Genomic DNA, 14,042 nt, shown 5'->3' with positions numbered 1-14,042 from the left:
GACAACCCGGGAAGCGCCTGGTCAGCCGCTTGTGGACCACGGGCCGGACCGCCATCCGAAGCCTGCCTCAGCGGCCCACCGCGTACCCCTGCATCCCGCGCGGGTTCGCGGCCGCGGAGAGCACTCCCGTCCGGGGGTCACGCGCGACCGCGCACAGCCGTCCCTCCGACCACGCGGGCCCCACGGTCACGTCGTGTCCCCGGCGCCGCAGCTCCGCGACCACGGCCTGCGGCATCCGGGACTCGACGGTCACGCTGCCCGGGCGGCTCGTGCGCGGATGGAAGGAACCGGGAAAGCCGTCGTTGTGCCAGTTCGGGGCGTCGATCGCGCCCTGGAGGTCGAGGGCGCCGCGCACCGGGGCGCGCAGGGCGGCGGCGAGGAAGAAGTGGAACTGCCACTGGTCCTGCTGGTCGCCTCCGGGGGTGCCGAAGGCGAGTACGGGCATGCCGTCGCGCAACGCGAGGGAGGGGGTGAGGGTGGTCCGGGGGCGGCGCCCCGGCGTCAGGGAGTTGGGCAGCCCCTCCTCCAGCCAGGCCATCTGAAGCCTGGTGCCGAGCGGGAAGCCGAGTTCGGGCACGACCGGGTTGGACTGGAGCCAGCCGCCGCTGGGGGTCGCCGCGACCATGTTGCCCCAGCGGTCCACCACGTCGAGGTGGCAGGTGTCGCCCCGGGTCGCACCGTCGGCACTCACCCGCGGCTCACCGGGTTCGCCCGGTCCGAGCGCCCCGAGCACCGGTTCGCCCCCACCACCCAGCCCCACGGTCGGCTCCCCCGCCCCCGGCGGACTCCCGGCGCCTGCGTCCCCCCGCTTCCCCGCCCGCGAGGGCAGCCGTGGCGCACGCCCGTCCACCGCCCCCGGCCGCAGCTCGTACGACGCCGACTCCCCCACCAGTCCTCGCCGCCCCGCGTTGTACTCCGCCGACAGCAGTCCCGCGACCGGGACGTGAGCCGCGTCGCCGTACCACGCCTCCCGGTCGGCCATGGCCAGCTTGCAGTTCTCGATCAGCAGGTGGACGTAGTCGGCGGAGCCGAACGCGGGCAACTCCGTCGGAAGCAGAGCGAGTTGCTGGAGGAAGGCGGGGCCCTGGCTCCACGGGCCCGCCTTGCAGAGGGTCCAGCCGTTCCAGTCGTAGGTGACCGGGTTCTCGTACGACGCGGACCAGTCGGCCAGGTCGGCTTCGGTGAGCGTGCCGGTGTGGCGTTCGCCGCTGGTGTCCAGGGTGGGGCGGCGGGACTGGCGCAGCAGGGCCTCGGCGATGAAGCCGGAGCGCCACACCTCGCGGGCGGCGTCGATGCGGGCCTCGCGGTCGCCGGCGTGGGCGGTCTCGGCCAGCAGCCGCTTCCAGGTGGCGGCGAGCGCGGGGTTGCGCAGCAGCTCGCCGGGGCGGGGCGAGCGTCCGCCGTGGAGGTACACCTCGGCCGAGGAGGTCCACTCGGTCTCGAACAGCTCCCGCACGCTCTCCACGGCCGCGCCGACGTTCTCCACCGGCGGGTGACCGTGCCCGGCGTACCCGATGGCGTACTTCAGCACCTCGTCCAGGGGCTTGGTGCCGTGGTCGCGCAGGAGCAGCAGCCAGGCGTCGAAGGCGCCGGGCACGGCGGCGGCGAGCGGGCCGGTGCCGGGGACGAGGTCGAGACCGAGCCCCTGATAGTGCGCGACGGTGGCTCCGGCCGGGGCGACACCCTGCCCGCACAGCACCCGGACCTCGCCCCCGGCCGGGGCGAGCAGGATCGGCACCTCTCCCGCCGGGCCGTTCAGATGCGGCTCGACCACGTGCAGCACGAACGCCCCCGCCACCGCCGCGTCGAAGGCGTTGCCCCCGTCCTCCAGCACGGCCATCGCGGACTGGGAGGCGAGCCAGTGCGTGGAGGAGACCATGCCGAAGGTGCCCTGGAGGGTGGGGCGGGTGGTGAACATGGGGTCTCCCGTCTGCGTGGCCTGCACCTGCGGGACGAGACTTTCCGCCCGGCCGCCCGCACGTCAACCACGCCCGCGCACGCGCGCGTCGGCCCGGTCCCGCCCGCGCGTCGGCTCACGCCTCCGCCGCGCCCTTCACCCCGGCCAGCGTCTTCTCGATGCCCGCGCGGAGCAGGGCGAGTCGGCCGTCGACGATCTCCTCCTCCCGCTCCGGGTACCGCTCGACGTAGGCGTTCATCGGGCCACGCCCGGAGCCGAAGCGCATCCCGTGCCGCAAGCGGGTGCCCGAGCCGTCCGCGAGCGGCTCCAGGGTGAACGTCCAGACCGCCAACGGCTCGCCGAGTTCACGCTCGTTGTAGCGGACGACCTCCCACTCGAAGACCCGGGGCTCGGTGACCTGCGCGATGCGGCTGACCGTGCGCCACTCGCCGAGTACGTCGTTGTGGTTGCGGCCGGAGAAACACGCGCCGACAGCCGGTTCCTCGGCTCCGTCGAGCCACTCCACGTCCTGAAGTTCCGGGCTGTACCTGGCCGGTGTGGAGATGTCCGACACCAGCGCCCACACCCGCTTGGGCTCGGCGGCGATGTCCGTCGCGCACTCCACGCGGGGATTGTCGGCAAGTCGCATATCATCTCCCTGAGTTGTCGAAGGCGATGACCGAAGTATGTGCCGCGGCGCGGGGGAACGCGGAGCAGCCCCGCCGGTCGTCCGACTCCGGCGGGGCTCCTGCGGATCGCGGTCAGGCCGTGTGCGACGTCAGGCAGTGCGCGACGTCAGACCGTACGTGACATCAGGCCGTGTGCAGCGTCAGCCCGTACCGGCCGAGGATCTCGTTGATCGGCTGGAACCAGGTCTCGCCGCCGCTGGAGCAGTTGCCCCAGCCGCCGGAGGTGACGCCCTGGGCCTGGTCGCCGCTGATGAACGAGCCGCCCGAGTCGCCGGGTTCGGCGCAGACGTTCGTCCTGGTGAGCTGATGGACCGCGCCCTGGCTGTAGTTGACCGTCTCGTTGAGGGCGAGGACGGTGCCGCAGTGCCAGTGGGTGGTGGAGCCGGAGCGGCAGACGGAGGTGCCGGGCGGCGCCACGTTGGAGCCGCGCACCAACTGGTCGGAGACGGTGCCCCAGCCGAGCACGACCGGTACGGTCCACCAGCCGCTGCCGACGTTCACCCAGGCGTAGTCGTTGTCCGGGAAGGACGACCCCTGGAAGTTGCCGACGTAGGAGCCGTCCCAGCCGTAGACGGCGGCGGAGGGCTGTCCACAGTGCCCGGCGGTGACGAAGCCTCCGTAGACCGAGAAGCCGATGGAGCAGCGGACGTTGCCGGTGTAGAAGGGGTCGCCGCCGACGGTGCCCGCGGCGAGGGTGCCCGCCGCCTTGGAGACGGTCGCGACGGTGACGGGTCCGGCGGCGCGGGCGCGGGTCAGGAAGCGCTGGACATCGTTGTCGGCGCGCCGGTCGCGCACCACGTCCACGACGACGGTGCCCGCCTTCGGGTCGACGTGCCAACTGCTCACGCCCGAGGGCGCCTCGATGCGGTCGATGCGGGCCTTGGCCGCGTCCAGTTCACGGGCGCTGTGGCGGACGGTACGGACCGCGGCACCGGCGTCGCGCAGGGCCGCGCGCGTGGCCGGGGAGGCGGCGCCGGTGACGGCCACGGTGAGCCGTCCGCTGTCCGCGTCGTACCAGGAGCCGCCGTACGCCGCCCCGGCCGTCTTGCGGACCAACGGGTCGAGCTTCGTGGCCGTGCGCTCCGAGGCGAGCCGGGCCTCGGCCTGTTCCCTCGTCAGGCCGAAGTCGTGCCGCATCGCGGTCAGGAGCCCCTCGGAGGCGGGGGCCTTCGCGGTGGCGGTGGAGTCGTGGGCGGTCGCGGGGGCGGTGCCGGCCACCGTCATTCCGCCGAGCATGAGGAGTGCGGCCCCGGCCGCGCGCAGAAGTCGCTTGCGTCTCAAGGGAGTTGCCCTTCGTCGTTCCAGCAAGGTGGGGGTGGAACAGCCGATTTCTGAGAGCGCTCTCATGTGTGCGGGGCAGAGCCTAGTCGCGCCCCTGTGACAGGTCCATACCAACGGACGGAATCCGCGGGGACCATCCGCCGGAACGGACAATTACCGCCATACGGCGCCTTCTTGAACGGGCTGGGTCACCGGCCGAGTACGCAGCGAGTTGGCCCTTCCGCGCCGGAGTCAGTCGTGTGAGACTGTCGTCTCCGTCCACCCTGCGGACCCTTCCGCACCCCCTCCCCCACGAGAAGTGCGCCGTGCGATCCCTTCCTCTGCCGCTCGCCCTCACCGCACGCCTGTCTCCCGTCGTCGTGCTGGCCTGCGTGGGCTGGACCCTGTCCTCCGGCCCGGCCACGCCCGCCGCCGCAGAGCACCGCTCCACCGGTCAGGAGAGCGCCCCGGCCGCCTCCTCCGACGGCGGCGGCGCCGCCTCGTCCTCCGCCCCGGCGGTGAAGACCTACGCCGCGGCGCCCGCCCCGTGCACCGGTGTGCCCGCCGGCACCATCAAGTCCCTTGTCCCCGGCGCCAAGACGGCGGGCAAGGAGATCCCCTCCACCGACTCCACGCTGCGCCGCACCTGCTCCTGGAACGCCCTCAAGGGTTTCGACTACCGCTGGCTCGACGTCTCCTACGAGGTCACCGCGTCCGACCAGGAGGCGACCAAGGAGTACCAGCAGCGCGTCACCGAGAAGAGCGGCGGCGGCTCGGTCCCCGGCCTCGGGGACAGCGGCTACTCGGTCGTGAACCTCACCACCGAGGACAAGCAGCAGACCCGTGAGGGCCTGGTGCTGGCCCGCGCCTCCAACGCGCTGGTGGTCATCACCTACAGCGGAAGCGACTTCGAGAACAAGAAGGCCCCCGCGACCGACGAGATCAACAAGGGCGCCATCAAGGCGGCGAAGGCCGCGATGGCCACCCTGAAGGGCAGCGCGGGCAAGTCCGGCTGACCGAAGCCCACAAGCCTGGTCCGGGACCGGGCTCGCGACCCAGGTGCCAGGCATCGGGCCCGCCCCCTGAACGACAGCACGGAGCCCCGGCGATCCCTCCGGTCGCCGGGGCTCCGCGTCTCGTGACACGCTTAAGCGGTCTGCTCCTTACGGCCCGTAGCCGCCGTGAGCGCCAGGTACAGCACCAGTGACGTGCCCAGGCCCACCGCCCAGCCGTAGTCGGCGAGCGGCTTGAGGAAGGGGACGGGGCGGCCGTCGATCAGGGGATGGAAGTCGGCGCCCCCGACGGCGAGGATGCCGCCGGCCACGAAGGCGGCCACCGCGCGCCAGTTCCAGCCGCCCGAATACCAGTAGCGGCCGCCCTCGCGGTAGAGGTCGGTGAGGTCCAGGCGGGTGCGGCGCACCAGCCAGTAGTCGGCGATGAGGATGCCCGCGACGGTGCCGAGCAGGCCGCCGACCAGGCCGAGCCAGGTGAAGATGTAGCCCTGGGGGTCGGAGTAGAGCCGCCACGGGAAGATCAGCACCGCGAGGACGGCGGTGATCAGGGCGCCGGTGCGGAAACTGACCTTGCGGGGCGCGATGTTGGAGAAGTCGAAGGCCGGGGAGACCAGGTTGGCCGCGATGTTCACCGAGAGGGTCGCGACCAGCACGGTGACCAGGGCGTAGAGCAGGCCCACCACGTTGTCGGTCTTGGCGGCGAGCTGGACCGGGTCCCAGATCGGCTTGCCGTAGACCGCCTGCGAGCCGGAGGTGACCAGGACCGACAGGAAGGCGAACAGCGTCATGGTGGTGGGAAGTCCCAGGGCCTGCCCCCGCGTCTGGGCACGCTGGCTGCGGCCGTAGCGGGTGAAGTCGGGGATGTTCAGGGAGAGCGTCGACCAGAAGCCGATCATGCCCATCAGGGAGGGCCAGAACAGCTTCCAGAAGTCGCCGCCCCAGCCGAGCCTGGAGGGCTGGTCGAAGAGCGGGCCGACGCCGCCGGCCTTGACGCTCATCCACCACAGCATCACGAAGGCGCCGACCAGGACGAAGGGCGCGGCCCAGTTCTCGAAGCGCCGGATGGTCTCCATTCCCCGCACGATGATGGCGACTTGGAGCACCCAGAAGAGGGCGAAGGACAGCCACATGGTCCAGGCGTAGCCGCCGATGTGCGAGGCGTTCGACCAACTGCCGCCGATGAGCTTGCCCGCGAGGAAGTAGATCGCCTCGCCGCCGATCCAGGTCTGGATGCCGAACCAGCCGCAGGCCACCAACGCCCTGACGACAGCGGGCAGGTTGGCGCCGCGTATGCCGAAGGAGGCGCGGGCGAAGACCGGGAAGGGGATGCCGTACTTGGGTCCCGCGTGCCCGGTGAGCAGCATCGGCACGAGGACGACCAGGTTGGCCAGGGCGATGGTGAACACCGCCTGCTTCCAGTCCATTCCCACCGCGATGAGCCCCGAGGCGAGCGTCCAGGAGGCGGTGTTGTGGGCCATGCCGACCCACAGTGCGGAGAAGTTGTAGGTGGTCCAGGTGCGCTTGGCGACGGGGACGGGGAGCAGGTCCTCGTTGGCGAAGCGGCCGCTGGGCTGGGGAGCCTCGGCGGGGATCTCCACCCGGCCGTCGGGGAGGGTGACTTGGGCGGTCGGCGGCGAGGCGGTGGGTGCGGTGTCGGTCATGGGACAGGCCAATCGGATGAGTGGGACGACGGGACAGGCCGTGCGGGTGGCGCCGATTGGGGGGTGCGTCCGTAGATTCCGTACGGGCGTCCGGACCCCCTCCCGCGCAAGGGACGTGCGGAGAGGGGGAGTTCGATCCGACTGCGGGCGGTCAGGCGGGCCGGGCCTCAGGCGTTGAGCGCCGGGATGACCTTCGCGCCGTAGGCGTCGATGGTCGCCTCCTGCGCGTCGTGCATGTCGTAGACGGCGAACTGGTCGACGCCCAGCTCGCGCAGCGCGGTCAGCTTCTCGATGTGCCGTTCGACGGGACCGATGAGGCAGAAGCGGTCCACGATCTCGTCGGGCACGAACTGGGTGTCGGGGTTGCCGCTGCGCCCGTGGTGGGCGTAGTCGTAGCCCTCGCGGGACTTGATGTAGTCGGTGAGTTCGTCGGGCACCTGGGCCGAGTGCTCGCCGTACTTGGCGACGAGGTCGGCCACGTGGTTGCCGACCATGCCGCCGAACCACCGGCACTGGTCGCGGGCGTGGGCGAGTGCCTCGGGCGAGTCGTCCTCGGTGACGTAGGCGGGGGCGGCAACGCAGATGGTGACCTCGAAGGGGTCGCGCCCCGCGGCCACGGCGGCGTCCTTGACGGCCTTCACCATGTACTCGGTGAGGTAGAGGTCGGCGAGCTGGAGGATGAAGCCGTCGGCCTCCTCGCCGGTCATCTTCAGCGCCTTGGGCCCGTACGCGGCCATCCACACCGGGAGGCGGGCGTCCGGGCCGGCCCAGGGGAAGCGGACGACGGTGCCGCCGAGGTCGGCCTCCTCGCCCCGGCCCAGGGCGCGGATGACCTTCATGGCCTCGCTGATCCGGGCGAGCGTGTTGGGCTTGCGGCCGGCGACGCGCATCGCGGAGTCGCCCCGGCCGATCCCGCACACCGTGCGGTTGCCGAACATGTCGTTGAGGGTCGCGAAGGTGGAGGCGGTGACCTCCCAGGTGCGGGTGCCGGGGTTGGTGACCATGGGCCCGACGGTCAGCCGCTCGGTGTTCGCGAGGATCTGGCTGTAGATGACGAACGGCTCCTGCCAGAGCACGGCGGAGTCGAAGGTCCAGCCGTACGTGAAGCCGTTGGCCTCGGCGCGCTTCATGAGGTCGACGACGCGGGAGGCGGGCGGGTCGGTCTGGAGGACTAGTCCGAAGTCCATGAGCGCCACTCCTAGTTGAGGTACTGACAGGTGGAGCGCGGGGTGTAGACGCCGTGCCCGGCGTGCCCGGTGTACTCCCGCTCGGTGATCACGGGCACACCGCGCGACAGCACGGTCTCGACCCGGCCGGTGACGCGCCGGCCCTCGTATGCCGAGTAGTCGACGTTCATGTGGTGCGTCTCGGCGGAGATGACCTGCTCGGTGTGCGGGTCGTAGATCACCACGTCGGCGTCGGCGCCGGGGGCGATCGTGCCCTTCTTCGGGTACATGCCGAACATGCGGGCCGGGGTGGCGCAGGCGATCTCGATCCAGCGGCGGCGCGAGATGTGGCCCTCGACCACGGCCTGGTGGAGGAGGTCCATGCGGTTCTCCACGCCCGGCATCCCGTTGGGGATCTTGGAGAAGTCGCCCCGGCCCAGTTCCTTCTGGCCCGAGAAGCAGAACGGGCAGTGGTCGGTGGAGACCACCTGGAGGTCGTTGGTGCGCAGGCCCCGCCAGAGGGCGGCCTGGTGCTCGCGGGGCCGCAGCGGGGTGCTGCACACGTACTTGGCGCCCTCGAAGTCCGGCTCGGCGAGGTTGTCGGTGGACAGGAACAGGTACTGCGGGCAGGTCTCGCCGAAGACGTTCAGCCCCTCGTCACGGGCGCGGGTCAGCTCGGCGACCGCCTCCTGCGCCGAGACGTGCACCACGTACAGGGGCGCGCCGGCGACCTGGGCCAGCTTGATCGCGCGGTGGGTGGCCTCGGCCTCCAGCAGGGCCTTGCGGACCTCGCCGTGGTAGCGCGGGTCGGTCTCGCCGCGCGCGAGGGCCTGCTCGACCAGGACGTCGATGGCGATGCCGTTCTCGGCGTGCATCATGATCAGCCCGCCGTTCTCGGCGGCGCGCTGCATCGCCCTGAGGATCTGGCCGTCGTCGGAGTAGAACACGCCGGGGTAGGCCATGAACTGCTTGAACGAGGTCACGCCCTCCTCGACCAGCAGGTCCATCTCCTTGAGCGTCTCCTGGTTCACATCGGAGACGATCATGTGGAAGCCGTAGTCGATGGCGCAGTTGCCCTCGGCCTTCTGGTGCCAGGCGTCCAGGCCCTCGCGGAGGGTGCCGCCGACGTTCTGGATGGCGAAGTCCACGATGGTGGTCGTGCCGCCCCAGGCGGCGGCGCGGGTGCCGGTCTCGAAGGTGTCGGCGGCGTACGTGCCGCCGAACGGCATCTCCATGTGGGTGTGGCCGTCGACGCCGCCGGGGATGACGTACTTCCCCGTCGCGTCGATCACGGTTTCCGCGCCGAAGGCTTCGGCGGCGGGGGTGCCGGTTGCCGCGAGGGCGGCGATGCGGCCGTCCTCGATGAGCACGTCGGCGTGGATCTCGTCGGAGGCGGTGATGACGAGGCCGTTCCGGATGAGCGTGCGGCGGGACATGGGGTCCTCTCCTTGTGGTCCGCTGCGGGTCGTGTGTGGCTGGTCGCGCAGTTCCCCGCGCCCCTGGAAAATCCGCTCGCCGGTGCTTCTACGGCGCCGTCAGCGGGTCGTACGCGTTCGGCTGGCGGTCGCGGTAGAACTGCCACCGGTCCCGCACCTCGCGCAGCTTCGCCATGTCGAGGTCGCGGACGACCAGTTCGGTCTCCTTGTCGCTCGCCACCTCGCCGACGAACTGGGCCTCGGGGTCCACGAAGTACGTCGTGCCGTAGAAGTCGTTGTCGCCGAGGTCCTCGACGCCGACGCGGTTGATGGCGCCGACGAAGTACTCGTTGGCGACGGCGGCCGCGGGCTGCTCCAACTGCCAGAGGTAGCGGGAGAGTCCGCGCGAGGTGGCCGAGGGGTTGAAGACGATCTCGGCTCCGGCGAGACCCAGCGCGCGCCAGCCCTCGGGGAAGTGGCGGTCGTAGCAGATGTAGACGCCGATGCGGCCGACGGCGGTGTCGAAGACGGGCCAGCCGCTGTTGCCCGGGCGGAAGTAGAACTTCTCCCAGAAGCCCTGGACCTGGGGGATGTGGGTCTTGCGGTACTTGCCGAGGTAGGAACCGTCGGCGTCGATCACGGCGGCGGTGTTGTAGAGGACGCCGGGCTGCTCCTCCTCGTACATGGGCAGGACGAGGACGATGCCCAACTCCCGGGCGAGCGCCTGGAAGCGGCGGACCGTGGGGCCCTCGGGAATCTGCTCGGCGTACTCGTAGAACGCCTTGTCCTGGACCTGGCAGAAGTAGGGGCCGTAGAACAGCTCCTGGAAGCAGAGGACTTGGGCGCCCTGGGCGGCTGCGTCACGGGCCGCCTGTTCGTGCACCTGGATCATGGATTCCTTGTCGCCCGTCCAGGCCGTCTGGAAGAGGGCGGCGCGGATCACTCGGCTCATCGGGGACCTCCGGTAGCTCGATGTGGCTGTGGCGGGCATCGGAGACCGGGCAGACGGGGCTTCCGATGCCCGCCCCAGGAGCCTAGGAAGGGCGGGTGGCCGGTTCTGAGTGGCAGGGTGTCACGTGTGCGGGGGTTGGTCGTGTCACCGTGTCACGAGTCGGCGCGCCCATGTTTCGGCCCCGTTTTCCCAGGTCGTGGCGTGTTTCAGTGGCGTTGCGCGTCGTGGGCGAGCAGGGCGATGTGCACCGAGGCCGCCTGCTCGAAGTCGTCGAGGTCGATGCCCAGGCGCGTCTGTATCGCCTCCAGTCGGCGGTAGAGGGCGGGGCGGGAGACGTGGTGGAGCTGGGCGGTGCGGGACTTGTTGCGTCCGGTCGCGAGGTAGGTGCGCAGCACGTCCAGCAACTCGGCGCCCTCGCCGCACAGCAGGCCGTCCAGCTCCCGTTCCGCGAAGGACTGCACCTCGGGGTCGTCGCGCAACAGCCGTACCAGACCGCGCAGATGAACGTCCCGCAGCCGTACCACGGGCGGCCGGTCCAGGGCGGCGTCGGCGCCCGCGAGGGCGTCCGCGACATGGCGGGCCTCGCGCAGCCCGGCGGGTACGTCGTCCCAGGCGTCGCGCGGTTCGGCGGCGGCGACGGAGAGGTCCGGCTCCGTGGTGCGCAGCCGCGCCGCGAAACGGGCGGTGAGCGCCCCGGCGTCCTGGTCGTGGGCGAGGCTGAGCACGGCGGCGGTGACGCCGTCCCCGAGTTCGGCCACGAGCCCGGCCAGCCCCAGCGTGCGCAACACCCGGTCCACCAAGGCGGGTTCGGCGCCGGGCACGACCAGCGGGACGAAGGTGCGCCGGCCGACCGGCAGCCCGGCCGCGCGGGCCCGGGGCAGCAGATGCCGGGCGGGTACGGTGCCGGAGGCGAGGTCGGTGAGCAGGCCGCGCGCGGACTGTTCCTCCCAGCTCGCCGTGGAGCCGCCGCCGAGCATCCGGTGCAGGACCACGGCCTCGGCGGCGCGGTCGGCGAGCAGCCGCCCGGTCGCGGCGTCGCCCCGGTAGCCGCACAGCAGCAGCCGTCCCCAGCGTTCGCCCCGGCCGCCGAGTTCGGCGCGGACCCAGCCGTCGCCCTCGCTTCCTCCCCCGGTGCCCGAGGGGCCCGGGTGGTGCCCCCAGGCCTGGCGGGCGATGCGCTCCCAGTCGCGCAGCACGTCGTCCACGGCGGACCGCTCCCCCGCGGTGGCGAGGACGCGGTGGGCGAGGTTGGTGACCACGACCGGACAGCCGCTGTGCCGGGCGATCTCGTCCAGCAGTCGCTGCAACGGCGCCCCGGCGGTGATCAGCGCGGTGAGCCCGGTGCGCACGGCGTCGGAGAGGCTGACGGCGGCGAACTTCCGCCGCACGAGCCGTGATTGCACCTCCTCGGTCAGCTCCGCGAAGGGGAAGGGCCGGTGCAGGACGACCATGGGGAGCCCGTACCGTTCGGCGGTGCGGCACATGGTGTCGGGCGGGGCGGGGAAGGCGCGGCCGAGGCCGAGGACCACGGCGGCGGCGTCGGCCTGGTGCAGGGAGCGGACGTAGTCGGCCTGCTTGGCCTCGTCTCCCGCGAGGAGCACGCCGGTGGTGAGGACCATCTCGCCGCCGCTGAGCATCACGCCGACGTCGGCGGCCTCGGCGACGTGCACCCAGCGCACGGCGCGGTCGAGCTGTGCCGCCCCGGCCACCACCTCGGGCTCCCCGGCGAGCACGCGTTCCAGGGTGAGCACCTGCCGGACGGAAAGCGCCGGTCCGCCGGAGGGCGCGGCCGGGTGCCAGGACTCCGAGGTGGTGGTCATCGGCGGTACCTCGTCTCTCGTGCGGGCTCCTCGGCGCGCTCTCAGTACGTGCTCCGCAGCGCGTCCTCGAGGATGTCCGCGCCCTCCTCCGCCTCGGCGACGGTGAGCGACAGCGGCGGGGCGACGCGCAGGACGCTGGTGTCGTGACCGCCGCCCTTGCCGACGAGCAGGCCGCCGGAGCGGGCGGACTCCAAGGCGGTGGCCGCCGCGACGGGATCGGCCTCGTCGGTGCCGGGTTTGACCAGCTCGATGCCGATCATCAGGCCGCGCCCGCGCACCTCCCGGACGCCGGGCAGCCGGGCGGCGACGGAGCGCAGCCGCTCCAGGAGCAGCCCGCCGACGCGGCGGGCGTTGCCCTGGAGGTCGTGCTCCAGGTGGTAGGTGAGGTTGGCGAGCCCGGCGGCCATGGTGATCTGGGTGCCGCCGAAGGTGGAGATGCTGTTGGCGTCCAGGCAGTTCATGATCTCGGCGGGAGCGATCACGCCGCCGATGGACATGCCGTTGCCGATGCCCTTGGCGAACGTGACGATGTCCGGCGGGCCGTTGCGGTCGTGCGCCTGCCAGCCCCAGAAGTGGTCGCCGGTGCGGCCCCAGCCGGTCTGCACCTCGTCGGAGATCCACAGGATGCCGTACGCGTCGAGGACTTCGCGGAAGGCGGCGTACAGGCCGTCGGGCGGCGAGGTGAACCCCCCTACGCCCTGGATGGGTTCGGCGATCAGCGCGACGGGGGTGCGGCCCTGGCCGATGAGGTCGCGCAGGTCGGCCACGCAGGCGTCGACGAACGCGCGGTCGTCCAGCTCGGCATACGGCCCCCGGGTGCGGACGGCGCCGTGGACGTAGACGGTCTGGAGCGGGGAGAGCGAGGTCGTGGACCAGGTGCGGTTGCCGGTGATGCCGACGGCGCCGAAGGAGCGGCCGTGGTAGCTGTTGCGCATCGCCAGGACGGTGTTGCCCTGCCGGTAGGCGGTGGCGAGCAGCATCGCGGTGTCGTTGGCCTCGGTGCCGGAGGTGGTGAAGAAGACCCGGGCGTTCGGGATGCCGCTCAACTGGGCGATGCGCTCGGCCAGTTCGACCATCGGGCGGTTCAGGTACAGGGTCGAGGAGTGGATGATCCGCCCGGCCTGCTCACTGACCGCCTTGGTGACCTCGGGCAGGGCGTGCGCGGTCATCGTGGTGAGGATGCCGCCGAAGAAGTCGAGGTAGCGGTTGCCCCGGGCGTCCCAGACGTGGCGGCCCTCGCCGTGGGTGATCTCCAGCGGGTCGTCGTAGTAGAGGGCGAGCCAGTCGGGCATGACCCGGCGGTGGCGGGCGAAGAGGTCGTTCATGGCCGCACCAGCCCTTCGTACGCGTCGGGGCGCCGGTCGCGGTAGAACGCCCACTGCTGCCGTACCTCTTCGATGAGGTCGAAGTCCAGGTCCCGGACGAGGAGTTCCTCGGTCTTGTCGTCGGCCGGATCGCCGACGAACTGTCCGCGCGGGTCCACGAAGTACGAGGTGCCGTAGAAGTCGTTGTCGCCGTACTCCTCCTGGCCGACTCGGTTGATCGCGGCGACGAAGTACTCGTTGGCGACGGCGGCCGCGGGCTGCTCCAACTGCCACAGGTGGGCGGAGAGACCGCGATGGGTGGCCGAGGGGTTGTAGACCAGCTGGGCTCCCTTGAGCCCGAGTTCGCGCCAGCCCTCGGGGAAGTGGCGGTCGTAGCAGATGTAGACGCCGACCTTGCCGACGGCCGTGTCGAAGACGGGCCAGCCGAGGTTGCCGGGTCTGAAGTAGTACTTCTCCCAGAATCCCTCGACCTGGGGGATGTGGTGCTTGCGGTACTTGCCGAGGTAGGTGCCGTCGGCGTCGATCACGGCGGCGGTGTTGTAGAAGAAGCCGGAACCGTCACGCTCGAAGACGGGGGCGACGATCACCATGCCGGTCTCGCGGGCCAGCTCCCGCATCCGGGTCACGGTCGGGCCGTCCGGGACCGGTTCCGCCCAGCGGTAGTGCTCGGGCTCCTGGACCTGGCAGAAGTAGGGAGCGTTGAAGACTTCCTGGAAGCCGATGATCCGTGCGCCGAGCCGGGCGGCCGCGCGGGCGTGCTCCTCGTGCTTGGCGATCATGGACTCGGTGTCGCCGGTCCAGGTGGCCTGCACCAGTGCGGCACGTACGACGTTGGCCATGAGCT

General features: G+C 71.6%; 11 protein-coding genes. 1 reads left to right on the top strand and 10 read right to left on the bottom strand.

The window, feature by feature from the left end; all coding sequences use genetic code 11:
• Window positions 1-67: 67 nt before the first annotated feature.
• The 3 genes from ACWEEU_RS05485 to ACWEEU_RS05475 all read right to left on the bottom strand — a co-directional run bounded on the left by ACWEEU_RS05485 (window position 68) and on the right by ACWEEU_RS05475 (window position 3,867).
• A complete protein-coding gene (locus ACWEEU_RS05485) occupies window positions 68-1,918 on the bottom strand; it encodes a gamma-glutamyltransferase family protein (RefSeq protein ID WP_451728765.1) in 1,851 nt (616 codons plus the stop codon).
• A gap of 115 nt (window positions 1,919-2,033) precedes the next feature.
• Window positions 2,034-2,546 carry an SRPBCC family protein gene (locus ACWEEU_RS05480; protein WP_451728762.1) on the bottom strand — a complete coding sequence of 171 codons (513 nt, stop codon included), beginning with the start codon at window positions 2,544-2,546 and terminating at the stop codon, window positions 2,034-2,036.
• A 163-nt stretch (window positions 2,547-2,709) separates the two neighbouring features.
• Window positions 2,710-3,867: a S1 family peptidase gene (locus tag ACWEEU_RS05475; protein ID WP_451728759.1), complete on the bottom strand. Its 1,158-nt coding sequence runs from the start codon at window positions 3,865-3,867 to the stop codon at window positions 2,710-2,712.
• A 305-nt stretch (window positions 3,868-4,172) separates the two neighbouring features.
• Here ACWEEU_RS05475 and ACWEEU_RS05470 point away from each other — a divergent pair, with 305 nt between their 5' ends.
• Complete coding sequence (locus ACWEEU_RS05470; protein WP_451728756.1) at window positions 4,173-4,862, top strand: hypothetical protein; 690 nt, start codon at window positions 4,173-4,175, stop codon at window positions 4,860-4,862.
• A 131-nt stretch (window positions 4,863-4,993) separates the two neighbouring features.
• Here the strand turns inward: ACWEEU_RS05470 and ACWEEU_RS05465 are convergent, their stop codons facing one another.
• The 7 genes from ACWEEU_RS05465 to ACWEEU_RS05435 all read right to left on the bottom strand — a co-directional run bounded on the left by ACWEEU_RS05465 (window position 4,994) and on the right by ACWEEU_RS05435 (window position 14,037).
• On the bottom strand, window positions 4,994-6,520 hold the full coding sequence (locus ACWEEU_RS05465; RefSeq protein WP_385744304.1) for an NCS1 family nucleobase:cation symporter-1: 1,527 nt from the start codon (window positions 6,518-6,520) through the stop codon (window positions 4,994-4,996).
• A 167-nt stretch (window positions 6,521-6,687) separates the two neighbouring features.
• Window positions 6,688-7,707: a TIGR03842 family LLM class F420-dependent oxidoreductase gene (locus tag ACWEEU_RS05460; RefSeq protein ID WP_451728753.1), complete on the bottom strand. Its 1,020-nt coding sequence runs from the start codon at window positions 7,705-7,707 to the stop codon at window positions 6,688-6,690.
• A gap of 11 nt (window positions 7,708-7,718) precedes the next feature.
• Window positions 7,719-9,122 carry a dihydropyrimidinase gene (gene hydA, locus ACWEEU_RS05455; RefSeq protein ID WP_451728750.1) on the bottom strand — a complete coding sequence of 468 codons (1,404 nt, stop codon included), beginning with the start codon at window positions 9,120-9,122 and terminating at the stop codon, window positions 7,719-7,721.
• Window positions 9,123-9,210: 88 nt separating this feature from the next.
• Window positions 9,211-10,053: a nitrilase-related carbon-nitrogen hydrolase gene (locus ACWEEU_RS05450; protein ID WP_385744298.1), complete on the bottom strand. Its 843-nt coding sequence runs from the start codon at window positions 10,051-10,053 to the stop codon at window positions 9,211-9,213.
• 206 nt (window positions 10,054-10,259) lie between these two features.
• The gene (locus ACWEEU_RS05445) at window positions 10,260-11,873 is read right to left on the bottom strand and encodes a PucR family transcriptional regulator (protein ID WP_451728747.1); all 1,614 of its coding nucleotides are present in this window, start codon (window positions 11,871-11,873) and stop codon (window positions 10,260-10,262) included.
• Between the two features lie 41 nt (window positions 11,874-11,914).
• On the bottom strand, window positions 11,915-13,198 hold the full coding sequence (locus ACWEEU_RS05440) for an aspartate aminotransferase family protein (RefSeq protein WP_385744294.1): 1,284 nt from the start codon (window positions 13,196-13,198) through the stop codon (window positions 11,915-11,917).
• Window positions 13,195-14,037, bottom strand: coding sequence for a nitrilase-related carbon-nitrogen hydrolase (locus ACWEEU_RS05435; RefSeq protein ID WP_385744292.1), 843 nt, complete (start codon window positions 14,035-14,037; stop codon window positions 13,195-13,197). Before ACWEEU_RS05435 ends, ACWEEU_RS05440 begins: the two co-directional genes overlap by 4 nt.
• Window positions 14,038-14,042: the final 5 nt, after the last annotated feature.

The sequence above is a fragment of the Streptomyces sp. NPDC005004 genome (genome assembly GCF_053600675.1).
This window is presented reverse-complemented; position numbering and strand designations above follow the sequence as displayed.

Bases quoted from the DNA above. Each gene is read 5' to 3' on its own strand.
- ACWEEU_RS05485 (WP_451728765.1), bottom strand. From the start codon at position 1,918: ATGTTCACCACCCGCCCCACCCTCCAGGGCACCTTCGGCATGGTCTCC.
- ACWEEU_RS05480 (WP_451728762.1), bottom strand. From the start codon at position 2,546: ATGCGACTTGCCGACAATCCCCGCGTGGAGTGCGCGACGGACATCGCC.
- ACWEEU_RS05465 (WP_385744304.1), bottom strand. From the start codon at position 6,520: ATGACCGACACCGCACCCACCGCCTCGCCGCCGACCGCCCAAGTCACC.
- ACWEEU_RS05460 (WP_451728753.1), bottom strand. From the start codon at position 7,707: ATGGACTTCGGACTAGTCCTCCAGACCGACCCGCCCGCCTCCCGCGTC.
- hydA (WP_451728750.1), bottom strand. From the start codon at position 9,122: ATGTCCCGCCGCACGCTCATCCGGAACGGCCTCGTCATCACCGCCTCC.
- ACWEEU_RS05450 (WP_385744298.1), bottom strand. From the start codon at position 10,053: ATGAGCCGAGTGATCCGCGCCGCCCTCTTCCAGACGGCCTGGACGGGC.
- ACWEEU_RS05445 (WP_451728747.1), bottom strand. From the start codon at position 11,873: ATGACCACCACCTCGGAGTCCTGGCACCCGGCCGCGCCCTCCGGCGGA.
- ACWEEU_RS05440 (WP_385744294.1), bottom strand. From the start codon at position 13,198: ATGAACGACCTCTTCGCCCGCCACCGCCGGGTCATGCCCGACTGGCTC.
- ACWEEU_RS05435 (WP_385744292.1), bottom strand. From the start codon at position 14,037: ATGGCCAACGTCGTACGTGCCGCACTGGTGCAGGCCACCTGGACCGGC.